The sequence below is a fragment of the Burkholderia sp. MSMB2157WGS genome (assembly GCF_001532755.1).
In the GTDB taxonomy this organism is placed as follows: Bacteria; Pseudomonadota; Gammaproteobacteria; order Burkholderiales; family Burkholderiaceae; genus Burkholderia.
Window position 1 is genome coordinate 1 of the sequence record NZ_LPJG01000017.1, and the last position, 14795, is coordinate 14795.

A 14795-nucleotide genomic window follows, 5' to 3' on the forward strand; every position below is an offset into this window, starting at 1 on the left:
GGCGTGTTCACGACGGTGCAGGACGTCGCGCAGACGGTGCTGTTCCTGTCGGCATTCCCGAGCGCCGCGCTCACGGGCCAGTCGTTCATCGTCAGCCACGGCTGGTTCATGCAGTAACGCCGGCGCTTCCCCGACGGCAGGCGCTTTTCCGCGCCGCCGTCATTCCTGCGATGACGTGCCGTCGTCGATCGACGCCACGCCCTCCATCACCGCCGTCCACGGCGGGATTTCTCGGAGCAACTGATGAAACCGCACGCGCGTACAGAAAAGCAGGCCGTCGATGCGGCGGACCTGCACCACGAAGCCGGTGCGCCGGCCGCTGCGCGGTCGCTGCCGTACGAAACGATCGCGCTCGTCCTGCAAGGCGGCGGCGCGCTCGGCGCGTATCAGGCCGGCGTATTCGAAGGGCTGCATGAAGCAGGCATTCCGCTCGACTGGATCGCGGGCATCTCGATCGGCGCGCTCAATACCGCGCTGATCGCCGGCAACGCGCCCGAGCATCGCGTCGAGCGCCTGCGCGAATTCTGGGAAACGATCTGCCAGCCGGCGTTCTTTCCGGCGATTCCGGCCGCGTTCGAATTCGCGCTGTTCAACAGCATCGATCAAATCCGCACGTTCTTCACCGCGTCGCAGGCCGCCAGCGCGATGATGCAGGGCCAGCAGGGCTTCTTCGTGCCGCGCTTTCCGCCGCCGCTGCCCGGCGTGTCCGACCATCCGGAAAAAATCAGCTGGTACGACACGTCGGCGCTGCGCACGACGCTGCTGAAACTGTGCGACTTCGACCGGATCAATTCGGGCGAGACGCGCGTGTCGGTCGGCGCGGTCAACGTCGGCACCGGCAACTTCGTGTACTTCGACAACTCGCGCATCCGTCTCGCGCCCGAGCATTTCATGGCGTCCGGTGCGTTGCCGCCCGCGTTCCCGCCCGTCGAGATCGACGGCGAGTACTACTGGGACGGCGGCGTCGTGTCGAACACGCCGCTGATGGAAGTACTCCGCGCCCGGCCGCGCCGCGACACGCTCGCGTTCCAGGTCGATCTGTGGAGCGCGCGCGGGCCGCTGCCGCGCACGATGGCCGACGTCGCCGAGCGCACGAAGGACGTGCAGTATTCGAGCCGCACGCGTTTCGTCACCGATACGCTGCAGCGCGAACAGCGCTACCGCAACGTGCTGCGCCACGTGCTCGACCAGGTGCCGGAAGAGCAGCGCAAGAACGACCCGTGGTGCGTCGAGGCCGAAGAGATGTCGAGCGGGAAGAAGTACAACATCCAGCATCTGATCTATCAGCAGAAAGCGTACGAGCATCACTACAAGGACTATCAGTTCGGTCTGTCGACGATGCGCGACCACTGGTCCGCGGGTCTCGACGACATCCGCAAGACGCTCGCGGTGAAGGACGGCCTCGCGCTGCCCGTCAACGACGCGGGCTTCGTCACGCACGACATTCACCGCCGCCGGTAATGCCGCGTGCAATGGGCCGGCGCGCCGCATGCGCCGGCCCGTCCTCCTTTCCGATTCGACATGCCGATTTTCATTGCGCTATTCGCGCTCATCGCCCTGGGATGGGGCGCCGTTCACCTGTTTCACGTCATCGCCGCGCAGTTCGGCCAGCCGGTCGCGATCGCGGCCGCCGTGCTGGCCGCCGCGCTCCTGATCGCACTGATCGCATGGTGGCTCAAGCGCCGCCGCGACATCGCACCGAACACGAAGGAACAAGGCTGGACGCATATCGTGCATCGCGCATGGGGCGAGTTGCGCGTGTCCGCGACGCAAGGGCTGCTGTGGCTGTCGCATGACGGCGCGGACGGCCGCTATACGCTGTCGCAGCTCGACGGTTGCGAGGCCGCGCCGATCGACGGCCGCTGGCATCTCGTCGTGCGCGTGCGCGACGCCGTGCGCGGCGAATGGAAGCTGCCGATGATGGACAAGCGCGATGCGCAGCGCTGGGCGCGCGTGCTGGTGCTCGCGAAGGACAACCGGCTCTGAACGCGCGTGCGGCGCCGCACGGCCCAGCCGCGCGACGACACGCTATCGCGCGCCGAGCGCCCGCAGCGCATCGAGCACGTGCTGCGTCGCCCGTTCGACCGGGCCGGCTCGATGGGCAATCCCCAACTCGCGCCACAACGCCGGGCGTAGCGGCCGCATGACGATGCGCGCATCCGGCAACGGGGCGCCCGCCTCGTGCGGCAGCAGCGTCGCGCCGTAACCTGCGGCGACCAGGCTCTTGATCGCATCGTTGTAGTTGAGCGCGATCCGCGGCTCGGGCCGGTGGCCGCCGAGCGCGAACCATTCGGTCGTGAGCCGCGACAGGCGCGTCGTCGCATCGTTGAGAATCAGCGGCCGCGCGGCCAGATACGCGGGCGTCACCCGGGCCGGAAGCGGCCAGTCCGCGGGCAGGAAAGCCATCACCGGATCGCGGCGCCACGGGCGGATCGTCAGCCCCGCGACCGGCGCTTGCGGCAGCGCGACCAACCCGACATCGAGCGTGCCTTGTGCAATCCGCGACAGCGTGTCGTGCGACGTGAGCACCGCGATCTGTACGTCGATATCCGGATGCTGTGCGCGCAATCCGGCCACCGCCTGCGGCAACAGATGCGCGATCGCCCCGGTCGATGCGCCGAGGCGTACGCGCCCGGTCAATCCCTGCACCTGTCGCTGCACGTCGTCCAGCGTGGATTCGACTTCGGCCAGCAGACGCCGCGCCCGCTCCACCAGCACTTCGCCGATCACGGACGGGCGCACGTTGCCGCGGGTACGCGACAGCAGCGGCGCGCCGACGCGGCTTTCCAGCTCGGCGACATGCAGGCTGACGGTCGGCGGGGCGAGATGAAGCCATTGCGCCGCCGCCACGAAGGAGCCCTGGTCCGCGATCGCGACCAGCGTACGCAGGCGGTCCAGACTGATCTCGCGCATCACACACCTCTCGTTCAGAAAAGCTGAATCGGACGATCAGCAAATTCAACTTTTCCTATTCTAGGCGTTCGGTGGACGATACGGTTTCCCCCGACGACCGAACGCGACGAACACGACCATCATGCGCTTCCCCACCATCTTCATCGACGGCGACCAGGGCACGACCGGGTTGCAGATTCACGCGCGTCTGCGCGAGCGCACCGACGTGCGGCTGCTCACGCTTCCCGCCGCCGAACGCAAGGACCCCGCGCGGCGCGCCGACGCACTCAACGCGTGCGATATCGCGATCCTGTGCCTGCCCGACGCGGCCGCGCGCGAAGCGGTCGGCTTCATCCGGAATCCGGCAGTACGCGTGATCGACGCCAGTTCAGCTCACCGCACGCAACCCGAATGGGTCTACGGCTTCCCCGAGATGGCCGACGGACAGGCGCGACACATTGCGCAGGCGAAGCGCGTGACCAATCCGGGCTGCTATCCGACGGGCGCGATCGGCCTGCTTCGCCCGCTCCTGCAGGCAGGGCTGCTGCCGCGCGACTACCCGGTGAGCATCCATGCGGTGTCCGGTTATTCGGGCGGCGGGCGGGCCGCCGTCGATGCATTCGAAGCGGGCGACGCCGCCGCACGCGCGTTGCCGCTGCAGGTCTACGGCCTCGCACTCGAGCACAAGCACGTGCCCGAGATCCGGCAACACGCGGGGCTCGCACACCGCCCGTTCTTCGTGCCGGCCTACGGTGCCTATCGGCAAGGCATCGTGCTCACCATTCCGATCGAGCTGCGCCTGCTGCCGGCCGGGGTGACGGGCGAGCGGTTGCATGCCTGTCTCGCGCATCACTACGCGGATGCGCGTCACGTCGACGTGATGCCGCTCGCGGACGCACGCGCGGCAACGCATCTCGATCCGCAAGCGTTGAACGGCACCAATGATCTGCGGCTCGGCGTGTTCGTCAACGCAGACGGCACCCAGGTGCTGCTGTCCGCCGTGTTCGACAATCTCGGCAAAGGGGCATCCGGCGCCGCCGTGCAGAATCTCGACTTGATGCTCGGCGCGCGACACGCGGCGTGATGCGCCCGCAGGCACCGTCGACGGTGCCTGCGCACGCCCCCGTAAAAGCTCACCTTTAGCCGATTTCAGGCCGTATCGTCACCCGCGGCGGCATCCAGGCCGGCCAGCGCCTCCACCAGAAAATCCACGCACACACGCACCTTCGCCGACGCCGCGACGCGTTCCGGATACACGGCCCAGATGTTCGCGGGCTGGATCGCATCCGGCAGCACGCGGCACAATGCGCCGCCCTCGATCAGCGGCCGGGCCTCCCAGATCGAGCGCAGCACGATGCCGCGCCCGGCCAGCGCCCATTGCACGGCCACCTCGCCATGGTTCGTCGACAGCGCGCCGCCGACCTTCACCGTCGCCGTTTCGCCGCGCACGTTCAGTCGCCATACGCCGAACGGATGATCGCGCTCCTTGATCGCGAGACAGTCGTGCGAGGCCAGATCCGCGAGCGAGCGCGGCGTCCCGCGGCGAGCGAGATAGTCGGGCGACGCACACAGCACGCGATGGTTCGCCGCAAGGCGGCGCGCGATCAGATGATCGGCGATCTCGTCGCCGATGCGCACGTCGAGGTCGTAGCCTTCGCCGGCAACATCGACGAGCCGGTCGAACAGATCGAGCCGCACGTTCAGTTGCGGATAGCGCGCGCTGAAGTCGAGCAGCGCCGGCGCGACGACGTGCCGGCCGAAGCCGAAGCTGCTCGACATGCGCAGCGTGCCGCGCGGCACCGTGCGCGTGGTCGACACGTCCTCGACGAGATGATCGACGTCATCGAGAATCTTTTCGGCGCGCGCGAGCACGCGTTCGCCGGCTTCGGTGACCGTCATGCGGCGTGTCGAGCGATGCAGCAGGCGCGTGCCGAGCTGCGCCTCGAGCATCGCGACGCGCTTGCTGACGTACGCGGGCGACACCGCGAGCTGCTCGGCGGCCGCGCTGAAGCTCGCGAGGCGGACGACCACGCTGAACACGCGCAGATCGTCGAGGTTCGGCGATTTGTTCACGATTCGTGGAAAGTCGATTAACTTTTGCGCGATTTTAATCCATATGGAAATAAATAGAATGGCGTGACGGGCCGCTGCCTTCCCGGTAGCCGGCCGAACAGCCAAGGAGATTTGCATGACCGACAGGACTTACAGGATTGCCGTGATCCCCGGCGACGGCATCGGCCGCGAAGTGATGCCCGAGGGCCTGCGCGTGCTCGACGCCGTGACCGCACGCTTCGGCGTGCGTTTCGACTTCGTCGAGATCGACTGGGCGAGCTGCGACTACTACGCGCAGCACGGCACGATGATGCCGGACGACTGGAAAGCGCAACTGTCGGGCATGGATGCGATCCTGTTCGGCGCGGTCGGCTGGCCGGCGACGGTGCCCGATCACATTTCGCTGTGGGGCTCGCTGCTGAAATTCCGCCGCGAATTCGACCAGTACATCAACCTGCGGCCCGCGCGCCTGTTCGACGGCGTACCGTCGCCGCTCGCCGGCCGCCGCGCGGGCGACATCGATTTCATGATCGTGCGGGAGAACACCGAGGGCGAATATTCGTCGGTCGGCGGCACGATGTTCGAAGGCACCGAGCGCGAAGTCGTGATGCAGCAGTCGATCTTCACGCGGCACGGCACCGAGCGCGTGCTGAAATTCGCGTTCGAGCTCGCGCAGCGGCGCGCGAAGCGCGTCACCGTCGCGACGAAAAGCAACGGCATCGCGATCAGCATGCCGTGGTGGGATGCGCGCGCGGCCGAGATGGCCGAACGCTATCCGGAGATCGCGGTCGACAAGCAGCACATCGACATCCTGTGTGCGCGGTTCGTCCTGCAGCCGGACCGCTTCGACGTCGTCGTCGCATCGAATCTGTTCGGCGACATCCTGTCGGATCTCGGGCCGGCCTGTACGGGCACGATCGGCATCGCGCCGTCGGCGAACCTGAACCCCGACCGTACGTTCCCGTCGCTGTTCGAACCCGTGCACGGTTCGGCGCCCGACATCGCGGGGCAGTACATCGCGAACCCGATCGCGATGATCTGGTCGGCCGCGATGATGCTCGACTTCCTCGGTAACGGTACGGGCCGCGAGCGCGACGCGCACGATGCGATCGTCGCCGCGATCGAGGACGTGCTGCGCACGGGGCCGCGGACGCGCGATCTCGGCGGCCACGCGGGCACGCAGGAAGTGGGCGAGGCGATCGCCGCGCGGATTGTGGGGTGAGTGAGGGTCGCGCCCGGCGTTCGCGCGGGGCTGCGCTCATGCATCCGTCTGCGGTGAGCGACACGCGATGCGGTTACGCACTTGTGCGGACGCCACCGATGCGTCGGCGCGACAATCGAACGGTGAGCAACGGCACATCGCAACGCGCACGGCTCGTGAGGTTGTTCCTTGAAAGTCGAAAGACGATCCGATCGGTGAGTTGCACGGCGCGCTCGCCCACACCGATCGTCGATGCACGATCACTTCGGCGCGATCGGTGAGATGCATCGTGCAGGGAAGCACACCGCAACACTCCGACGCATGCATCGCTTGACTCGTGCGATGTCGCGTCGATCTGTTCAACGCACACAGCTCGACGCGACATTTCACCTCGTCCCGAAAAATCTCACCTTCGGCGGCCGGCTCCCGAATTTCCTCACCATTGAATCCGGCCGATGCGTTCGTCGATCCGTCGAACGCAGACGCGCATCACAGCCCGAGGTCGGACAGTCCCGGATGATCGTCCGGACGACGGCCGAGCGGCCAGCGATAAAGACGGTCCGCCTCGCGAATCGGCAGATCGTTGATGCTCGCGTGACGATGCGCCATCAGGCCGTTTTCATCGAACTCCCAGTTCTCGTTGCCGTACGAACGGAACCAGTTGCCCGCATCGTCATGCCACTCGTACGCAAAGCGCACCGCGATGCGGTTGCCGCCGAACGCCCACAGCTCCTTGATCAGGCGGTAGTCGAGTTCGCGCGTCCACTTCCGCTGCAGCAGCCCGACGATCTCGTCGCGGCCCGTCACGAACTCCGCGCGATTGCGCCAGCGGCTTTGCGGCGTATAGGCGAGCGACACGCGTTGCGGGTCGCGCGTGTTCCATGCGTCCTCGGCGGCGCGCACCTTCTGGCGCGCCGTTTCGAGCGTGAACGGCGGAACGGGCGGACGAACTTCGGGGGAAGCGGACATGGGTTGCTCCTGTTCAGGGTTCGGGCTGCGCATGCACGCAGCCGGGTGGATTCGCTGCGTCGGCTACCGCGATACGGTATCGAGCAGCAGTTCAGCCGTCGCGCGCGCATCGCGCGCGGCGTTTGCATCGCCACTGACGAGCGCCACGCCGATCGCGCCGTCGATCAACACGAGCCACTGACGCGCGATGCGTGCGAGCCCGCGGCGCTCGATGCCGGTTTCGTCGGCAAGGGCGTCGAAGCGCTCGCGCACGAACGCCAGCAGGCGCGCCTTGTGCATGCGGGCGACGACGCGCACGGGATCGTCGGCGTCGGGTATCTCGCCTGACGCATTCAGGAACGCGCAGCCGTGAAAGTCGGGCTGCCCGAACCAGTCGCGCAGCACGTCGAACATGCCGAGCAGCTGCGCGCGCGGCGCCTTGCCGCGCGCCAGCGTGGCGTCGACGAACCAGCGCATCCAGCGCTCGTCGCGACGTTCGAGCGCGGCGACCACCAGCGCCTCTTTCGATTCGAAATGCGAATAAAAGCTCTTTCGTGCCGCACCGGATCGCTTGACGATCGCATCGACGCCGGTCGCATGGATGCCGCCCGAATAGATCAGCGCTTCGGCCGCGTCGAGCAGCCGGTCGCGAACGCTGGGTTCGCCGGAGGTGTCGGGAGATGTGTTCATGGGTTTACGGTAGAACGATCGTTCTCCGTCGTCAATACCCCGATGAAATGGCCCTGCCGGTGGGAGGGGCGAATCGTGGCCGACGCGCCGGCGCGTCAAGTCGAGTCTTCGACCCGACACTGCGGAGCGAAGGGTGAACGGACCAGGTAGCGGTCTACGCACCGATCGAGATCGACCGATGTCGATCGCATCGTGCATCAGTGAGTCGCGACGCTGCGTGCGACTCACGGTTGATATGCCGGATCGGCACGATATCGCACACGGTGGCATGCGAGCGCTCGCACGCCAAGCGAAGCGGGGGAGGGTGCGGAAGAGGAGAAACGGGCGCCGAATGGCGTGACGGAAAGAAGCGGCGCGCGTGTCGACAGGTGAAGCGAACGTGCCATTACCCGTCACCGACGTGGGATCGTCTGGCGATTCGGCGCGCAGACACGGCTCCCGAATATTCTCACCTCAAGCGTCGAATCGCGCTTCCGAGGTTCGACGGTGCGCGTACGAACGAACACGGGGCAGGCGGCGAATGCGCCGCGCTGCCCCGTCTCGACACGCGGCTCAGACCGTCCAGTCGAGAATCACCTTGCCGCTTTCGCCGGACAGCATCGCGGCGAAGCCTTGCTCGTAGTCTTCGGCCGCGAAGCGATGCGTGATGATCGGCGACAGGTCGAGGCCGCTCTGCAGCATCGCGACCATCTTGTACCAGGTCTCGAACATTTCGCGGCCGTAGATGCCCTTGATCTCGAGCCCCTTGAAGATCACCTGATTCCAGTCGATCGCCGTCTGTGCGGGCGGGATGCCGAGCAGCGCCACCTTGCCGCCGTGATTCATCGCCTCGAGCAGGCTCGTGAACGCGCTCGGCACGCCGGACATCTCGAGACCGACGTCGAAGCCTTCGGTCATGTGCAGGTCGGCCATGACGTCGCGCAGCGACTCGCGCGCGACGTTGACCGCGCGCGTCGCGCCCATCTTGCGCGCGAGCGAAAGCCGATAGTCGTTGATGTCGGTGATGACGACGTTGCGCGCGCCGACGTGCTTCGCGATCGCGACGGCCATGATGCCGATCGGGCCCGCGCCGGTGATCAGCACGTCTTCGCCGACCAGATTGAACGACAGCGCCGTATGCGTCGCGTTGCCGAACGGATCGAAGATCGACGCGAGATCGTCGGAGATCTCCGGCGGAATCTTGAACGCGTTGAACGCCGGAATCGCCAGGTATTCGGCGAACGCGCCTTCGCGGTTCACGCCGACGCCCACCGTGTTGCGGCACAGATGCCGGCGCCCGGCGCGACAGTTGCGGCAAAAACCGCACGTGATGTGGCCTTCGCCGGACACGCGATCGCCGATCGCGAAACCGCGCACTTCCTGCCCCATCTCGACGATCTCGCCGACGTATTCGTGGCCGACGTGCATCGGCACCGGAATCGTCTTCTGCGCCCAGTCGTCCCACTTCCAGATATGGATATCGGTGCCGCAGATCGCCGTGCGGCGAATCTTGATCAACACGTCGTTGTGGCCGACTTCGGGGCGCTTCACGCGCGTGAGCGTGAGGCCGGGGCCACGTTCGAGCTTTGCCAGTGCTTTCATGGTCGCGCCTCCGTCAGACGATGCCGAGCGACTGGCCGACGCGCACGAACGCGGCAACCGCCTGGTCGATCTGTGCGGGCGTATGCGCGGCGCTCATCTGCGTGCGGATGCGCGCGCGGCCGCGCGGCACGACGGGGAACGAGAAGCCGATCACGTAGACGCCCTCGCCGAGCAGCTTGTCGGCCATGTTCGTCGCGAGCTGGGCGTCGCCGAGCATCACCGGGATGATCGGATGCGCGCCGGGCACGAGCGTGAAGCCGGCTTCGGTCATCTGCTTGCGGAACCGCGCGCCGTTCTCGCGCACGCGCTCGCGCAGCGTCGCGCCCTCGTCGCTGCCGAGCAGCTCCAGCACCTTCAGCGACGCCGCGGCGATGCTCGGCGTGAGCGTGTTCGAGAACAGATAGGGACGCGAGCGCTGGCGCAGCAGCTCGATCACCTCGCGACGCGCGGCGACATAGCCGCCCGAGGCACCGCCGAGCGCCTTGCCGAGCGTGCCCGTGACGATGTCGACGCGGCCTTCGACGCCGCAGTGCTCGGGCGTGCCGCGGCCGTGCGTGCCGATGAAGCCGACCGCGTGCGAATCGTCGACCATCACGAGCGCGCCGTAGCGATCGGCGAGATCGCAGATGCCTTTGAGATCGGCGATGATGCCGTCCATCGAGAACACGCCGTCGGTCGCGATCAGCTTGTGGCGCGCGCCCGCGGCGTCGGCTTCCTTGAGCTTCGCCTCGAGGTCGGAAAGATCGTTGTTCTTGTAGCGCAGACGCTTCGCCTTGCACAGGCGAATGCCGTCGATGATGCTCGCGTGATTCAGCTCGTCGCTGATCACGGCGTCGTTCTCGTCGAGCAGCGTCTCGAACAGCCCGCCGTTCGCGTCGAAGCAGCTCGAATAGAGGATGCTGTCCTCGGTGCCGAGAAACGCGGCCAGCGCGCTTTCCAGTTGCTTGTGGACGGTTTGCGTGCCGCAGATGAAGCGCACCGATGCCATGCCGAAGCCGTCCTGGTCGAGGCCGGCTTTCGCCGCATCGATCAGGCGCGGATCGTTCGCCAGACCCAGATAGTTGTTCGCGCAGAAATTGAGCACGCCGGCGCCGCCGGCGAGCCGCACGGCTGCCGCCTGGGGACTCGCGATCTCGCGCTCGGTCTTGTAAAAACCGTCCGCGCGGATCTGGTCGAGCGTCCCGCGCACCTGGGCGAGAAAGGCATCACGCATCGCAAAGCTCCTGACAGGGATTCGCATTCCGCAGCGCACGGCTCGTGGCGGCGCTGCGGCCTGCTACTGTTATAGTCGGTCGTTCGGTTGACCGCATTTATCCGATATTCCGAACTAGAATTCGAAATATCGAACAACTCTAAGCGAACGGAATCCAAATGGCAAGTTCCTCCGGATCGCGGCGCACGCGCGCCGACGCCGCCCCGCAGCCGCCGGCCGCGACCCCGCCGCGCGTGGGCGAGCAGATCCAGCGGCTGCGCAACGAGCGCAAGCTGACGCTCGACGACCTGTCGCGCGCAGCCGGCGTATCGAAATCGATGCTCTCCGAGATCGAACGCGACAAGGCCAACCCGACGATCGCCGTCGCGTGGCGGCTGACGAACGCGCTCGGCATCACGCTCGACGAACTGTTCTCGCAGCCGAAGGCGCCCGAGACGATCCGCGTGGACGGCCCGCACGACATTCCGACGCTCGCGGGCCACGACGGCCGGTACCAGTTGCGCGTATGGGGCCCGATCGACCTCGCCGGCAAGTTCGAGTGGTACGAACTGACGCTGCCGGGCGGCGGCGCACTGGTATCGAACGCGCACGAACCCGGCACGCGCGAGCACCTCACCGTGCTGCAGGGCGCGATGGAAATCGAAGCCGCCGCGGCCAGCCGGCGCCTGAAGGCGGGCGACACCGCGCGCTACCCGGCCGACGAGCCGCATGCGATCCGCAATCCCGGCAAAACCGAGGCGCGGGCCTTGTTGATCGTGATACATCGCTGACGGCGCGTATAGATAGCCAAAAGGCCAATCGCAGGCCAGTTGCGGAAAGTACTGTATGTTTGTACAGTAAACGGACATTCCGCCATGCAAGGGCCGGAGCGGGCGCACCGAGGCGCCCGCTCCGGTCGACAGGAGCCTGCAATGACAGAAGAACAAGACTTGGCCGCGCTCAGCTTCAAGGCTGCCGCGCACGACCTCGAATTGATCGTTCGCCATATCGCCGGGCGCTACATCCGCCAGCGCGTGCCGCTGACGTGGCGCCTGCTGCACGCGATCGAAGCCGAAGCGCTCGCCGATCTCGGCTTCGCCAGCCGGCACGACGCCGGCATGCGTCAACTGTTCGAACGGCCGTCGGACATGACGTTTCCCGAAACGGACGATCCGATCGACTTCGGGCGCTCGAATGCGTTGCCCGCGGTCTTTTCGTTCGCCGTTCTCGCGTACGAAGCCGCGGCAACGACGCACGATACCGCGCGTCCCGCGCGCGCTCACCGCCAAACCAAGGCGTGGGGCGACTGATGGCCCAGCCCCGGCCGCGGCGCACCGCGGCCGGCTCACCCGCTTGCTGCCCGATACGTTGCGGAAAGGGTTACCATATACGCAACTAACGGAATTGATACCATGTCCCTTCCCGCCTCTCCCGACACCACTGCCCCGCCGGAAGAAAAGGATCTGTTCGACCGCGATGCGTCCGACTGGGTCGTCTCGCCCGAAGCCGCGTTCGACGCGTGGCTGGCCATGCAGGACTATCGCCGCTCGTCGGCCGATGTCTATCGTGCGCAATGGGGCGCGTTTCTCGCGTGGATGCGTGCACATCAAAAGAACCTGGCGACGGTCGATACGCCGACCATCGCGAACTTCGTCGGCGAGTTGCCGATCAAGAAAACGCAGCGGATGCGCTATCTTCGGCTGATCGAGCGTGTGCTCGATCATGTCCGCCGCACCGAGTACGCATCGACCAACCCGGCCCGCTTCATTGCTCAGGATGGCGAAGCGAACTGGCGCAAGGCCCGCGACAACGAACCGACCGGTTTCCTCACGCCGGCGGAGCGCGCGACGTTGCTCGCGTATCTGTTTTCGCCGATTGGCGTATCGGGTTCCGCGTACTGGAAGGAACGTCGCGACCGGGCGCTCGTCGCCGCATTTCTCGGTGCCGGCATCAAAACCGGAGAAGCGCGCGCACTTACGATTAGTTGCATCAATACGAGCACGACGTCGCTGCGGATCGAGTCGACGCATCCGGATTACGCGCGCGACACCCATCTGGCCTCGTTCGCGATCGCGTTGCTCGAAGCCTGGCTCACCGAACGCAAACGCCAGCAGATTCCGGGAGAGCTCGTGTTCCCCGCATCGCATGCCGGGCGGCCGATGCACAAGGCGACGATGCTGCGCGCGATCGACGCGATCGTCGAATCGGCCGGGCTCACGTCGTCACGCACCGCGCGTGCAAGTCCGCAAACCTTGCGCAACACCTACGCGGCCGAACTGTTCGAGCACGACGTGCCGCCCGAGCGCGTCGGCAAATGGCTGGGCTTCATGCGGCCGATCTCGTCGAATCGCCTGCATCGCGCCTGGAAAAACTGGCGCGACGGGCTGGCCGATAGCAGCGGTGATGCGTCCGACCGCGACGAAACTCACTGATCGGAAACGGCTGCTCACGCGGATCGATCCGTGAGCAGCCTTTCGTGGCGCAGCCTCACCCTTTCACAGCTCCCGAAAATCCTCACCGCTGGCTTCCCGGATCCTCTCACCTGTGCAGCGTTGCCGGCCTTCGGGCCAGGTATGCGCGAAACGCGCGGCGGCTTCGAAGCGGGACGGCCATGCGCCCGACGCGTGCTCGCACTCGGGGCACGTGACTTCGAAACCCTCGTCGCCATGTGACAGTTCCGGCTCGCCATCGCAATGCGGGCACCGGGTCGGCGCCGGAATCTCGTGATCCAGCGAGGTGCCGATAACGGCATACGCATCCGCATCCAGTTGTCCGGCGTCGGCCAGGCGCCGCAGCAACCCGGCGATTTCCGGATTCATTCCGCGGTTCGCACGCAACGAGCTCATGTCGCGCGTTGCGCGGTCCAGTTCGTCGCTCTGGGCGCGCAACTGTTCTTCGAGCCGGTCGGCACGCGCCTTCGCCGAACTCAATTGCTGCAGGAAATCGAACTCCTTGCGCTGAACGTCGCGCAACCCACTCTGGTAGGTCGACGCCATGCTGCGCAACGAGTCCAGTTCGACCAGCATCGGCTTGACACGGCGTTCGGCTTCGGCCACCGCATCCTTGATTTGTTGCGCGTAGTGCTCGGTGCGCTGCTGCAATTCGGCTTGCAGCGCATCGATGCGGTCGCGCAGCGCGGCGTTCTGTGCCTGTTCAGCATCGATCCGGCTGGCAGCCGCGGCCAGTTCCTTTTCCAGTCGGGCGACTGTGGTGAGCAACGTGGCTTCGCTTGCCGAACCGTGGGTGGTTTGCGACGCGAGCTGCACCTCGAGTTCGGTCACCCGCGCCTGCAATTGCTCGTTTCTCGCTTCACCGCGCGCGAGCGCTCCCTCGAGCGTTTCCTGGCGGACGGTTGCGTCCCGCAATCGCTGCTCGGCGTCCGCCATGTCGGCGCGAACCTGTTCCCGATCTCCATCCAGGCTGTCGCGCGCGGCTTTCAATGCCTCTTCGTAGAGTGCGCCGAGCAACGCGCCGGCTTTTTCCTCGACGGCTTTAGGAATCGCCGCGCCGTCGAGCCTGATTTTGGACGCGGAACGGATGCGTTCCCAGAAGTGATCGATGTCTTTCGGGATATCGCTGGCGCTGCCGGTCTGGGTGAGATCGCGGACGTTCGCGGCCGACGGCCGGATACCAAGATCGAAGAACAAGCGCTTGCACGCGTGCAGCGACAATTCCTGGCGCCGTGCACCGCTGGCGCGCAGCGATTCCAGTTCTTGCCGAATGACTTGACGCATTTCGTCCAGGGTCATGGTCACACTCACAGACAATGAAATGTGGCAATCATAACGAAATACGTATTTATTGATACTTGTTTCGAGGGTCCGTTGTGAATTTACGTCGCTTTGCACAGAAATCGGGTTTGCGAGCCCATCTTGCCGAAGGAGGCCCGGGATTCCGTGAAACAAAGCGAAGAAAGTCGGCCAAACCCTTGTTCTACAAGCAATTTCCGGCGGGCCCCCAATTTGGGCATTTGTTTCACATGACGGCGAATCCGGTTGCCCGTGGGTGTTCAGGGGTTGGGGTGTCTGTGGAAAACTCGTCGTCCGATGTCTTGAGAGTATTAGAAGTAAACACCCTTGAACCCTTAGTTAAAAACGTTAACGCCACGGCACAGCCTTATGGGGCAAGGCTTTCCGGCCGACAAGGTGAAGTTTTACGGGAGCCAAGGTGATCTTCTGCGGGAGCTGACGTGATGGGGTTCAGGGGGCTGCGTGAGCCGTTGCAGGAAAGGTCGTGAGC

Annotated in this window: 13 protein-coding genes and 2 pseudogenes; 8 read left to right on the plus strand and 7 right to left on the minus strand. The window is 65.9% G+C overall.

The window, feature by feature from the left end:
• From WT53_RS33460 to WT53_RS11020, 3 genes and pseudogenes are all read left to right on the plus strand, one after another.
• Positions 1-117: pseudogene (locus WT53_RS33460) on the plus strand (3-hydroxybutyrate dehydrogenase); the annotation flags it as partial.
• A gap of 126 nt (positions 118-243) precedes the next feature.
• A complete protein-coding gene (locus WT53_RS11015; protein ID WP_034205797.1) occupies positions 244-1461 on the plus strand; it encodes a patatin-like phospholipase family protein in 1218 nt (405 codons plus the stop codon).
• A 60-nt stretch (positions 1462-1521) separates the two neighbouring features.
• Positions 1522-1986 carry a hypothetical protein gene (locus tag WT53_RS11020; RefSeq protein WP_060259753.1) on the plus strand — a complete coding sequence of 155 codons (465 nt, stop codon included), beginning with the start codon at positions 1522-1524 and terminating at the stop codon, positions 1984-1986.
• Between the two features lie 42 nt (positions 1987-2028).
• Here the strand turns inward: WT53_RS11020 and WT53_RS11025 are convergent, their stop codons facing one another.
• Positions 2029-2913 (minus strand): LysR family transcriptional regulator, encoded by an 885-nt coding sequence (locus WT53_RS11025; RefSeq protein ID WP_034205799.1) that lies wholly within the window; start codon positions 2911-2913, stop codon positions 2029-2031.
• Between the two features lie 121 nt (positions 2914-3034).
• On the opposite strand from WT53_RS11025, the gene argC reads away from it, so the two are divergent.
• Positions 3035-3976 (plus strand): N-acetyl-gamma-glutamyl-phosphate reductase, encoded by a 942-nt coding sequence (gene argC, locus WT53_RS11030; protein ID WP_034205800.1) that lies wholly within the window; start codon positions 3035-3037, stop codon positions 3974-3976.
• A gap of 65 nt (positions 3977-4041) precedes the next feature.
• Here argC and WT53_RS11035 read toward each other — a convergent pair whose 3' ends face one another.
• A complete protein-coding gene (locus WT53_RS11035) occupies positions 4042-4965 on the minus strand; it encodes a LysR substrate-binding domain-containing protein (protein WP_034205801.1) in 924 nt (307 codons plus the stop codon).
• A 115-nt stretch (positions 4966-5080) separates the two neighbouring features.
• On the opposite strand from WT53_RS11035, the gene WT53_RS11040 reads away from it, so the two are divergent.
• Positions 5081-6166 carry a tartrate dehydrogenase gene (locus tag WT53_RS11040; protein WP_034205802.1) on the plus strand — a complete coding sequence of 362 codons (1086 nt, stop codon included), beginning with the start codon at positions 5081-5083 and terminating at the stop codon, positions 6164-6166.
• Between the two features lie 468 nt (positions 6167-6634).
• Here WT53_RS11040 and WT53_RS11045 read toward each other — a convergent pair whose 3' ends face one another.
• The 4 genes from WT53_RS11045 to WT53_RS11060 form a co-directional block, all read right to left on the minus strand.
• Positions 6635-7114: a nuclear transport factor 2 family protein gene (locus tag WT53_RS11045; protein ID WP_034205803.1), complete on the minus strand. Its 480-nt coding sequence runs from the start codon at positions 7112-7114 to the stop codon at positions 6635-6637.
• A 63-nt stretch (positions 7115-7177) separates the two neighbouring features.
• Positions 7178-7783, minus strand: coding sequence for a TetR/AcrR family transcriptional regulator (locus tag WT53_RS11050; protein WP_034205804.1), 606 nt, complete (start codon positions 7781-7783; stop codon positions 7178-7180).
• Positions 7784-8335: 552 nt separating this feature from the next.
• On the minus strand, positions 8336-9364 hold the full coding sequence (tdh, locus tag WT53_RS11055) for an L-threonine 3-dehydrogenase (RefSeq protein WP_034205805.1): 1029 nt from the start codon (positions 9362-9364) through the stop codon (positions 8336-8338).
• 13 nt (positions 9365-9377) lie between these two features.
• Positions 9378-10577 (minus strand): glycine C-acetyltransferase, encoded by a 1200-nt coding sequence (locus WT53_RS11060; RefSeq protein ID WP_034205806.1) that lies wholly within the window; start codon positions 10575-10577, stop codon positions 9378-9380.
• Positions 10578-10735: 158 nt separating this feature from the next.
• Between WT53_RS11060 and WT53_RS11065 the strand changes: the two genes are divergently transcribed.
• The 3 genes from WT53_RS11065 to WT53_RS11075 all read left to right on the plus strand — a co-directional run bounded on the left by WT53_RS11065 (position 10736) and on the right by WT53_RS11075 (position 12988).
• The gene (locus WT53_RS11065; RefSeq protein WP_034205807.1) at positions 10736-11347 is read left to right on the plus strand and encodes a helix-turn-helix domain-containing protein; all 612 of its coding nucleotides are present in this window, start codon (positions 10736-10738) and stop codon (positions 11345-11347) included.
• 141 nt (positions 11348-11488) lie between these two features.
• A complete protein-coding gene (locus tag WT53_RS11070; RefSeq protein ID WP_034205808.1) occupies positions 11489-11866 on the plus strand; it encodes a DUF2471 family protein in 378 nt (125 codons plus the stop codon).
• Between the two features lie 102 nt (positions 11867-11968).
• On the plus strand, positions 11969-12988 hold the full coding sequence (locus WT53_RS11075) for a tyrosine-type recombinase/integrase (protein WP_034205809.1): 1020 nt from the start codon (positions 11969-11971) through the stop codon (positions 12986-12988).
• A gap of 138 nt (positions 12989-13126) precedes the next feature.
• Here WT53_RS11075 and WT53_RS11080 read toward each other — a convergent pair.
• Positions 13127-14305: pseudogene (locus WT53_RS11080) on the minus strand (DNA-binding protein); the annotation flags it as partial.
• Positions 14306-14795 lie beyond the last annotated feature (490 nt).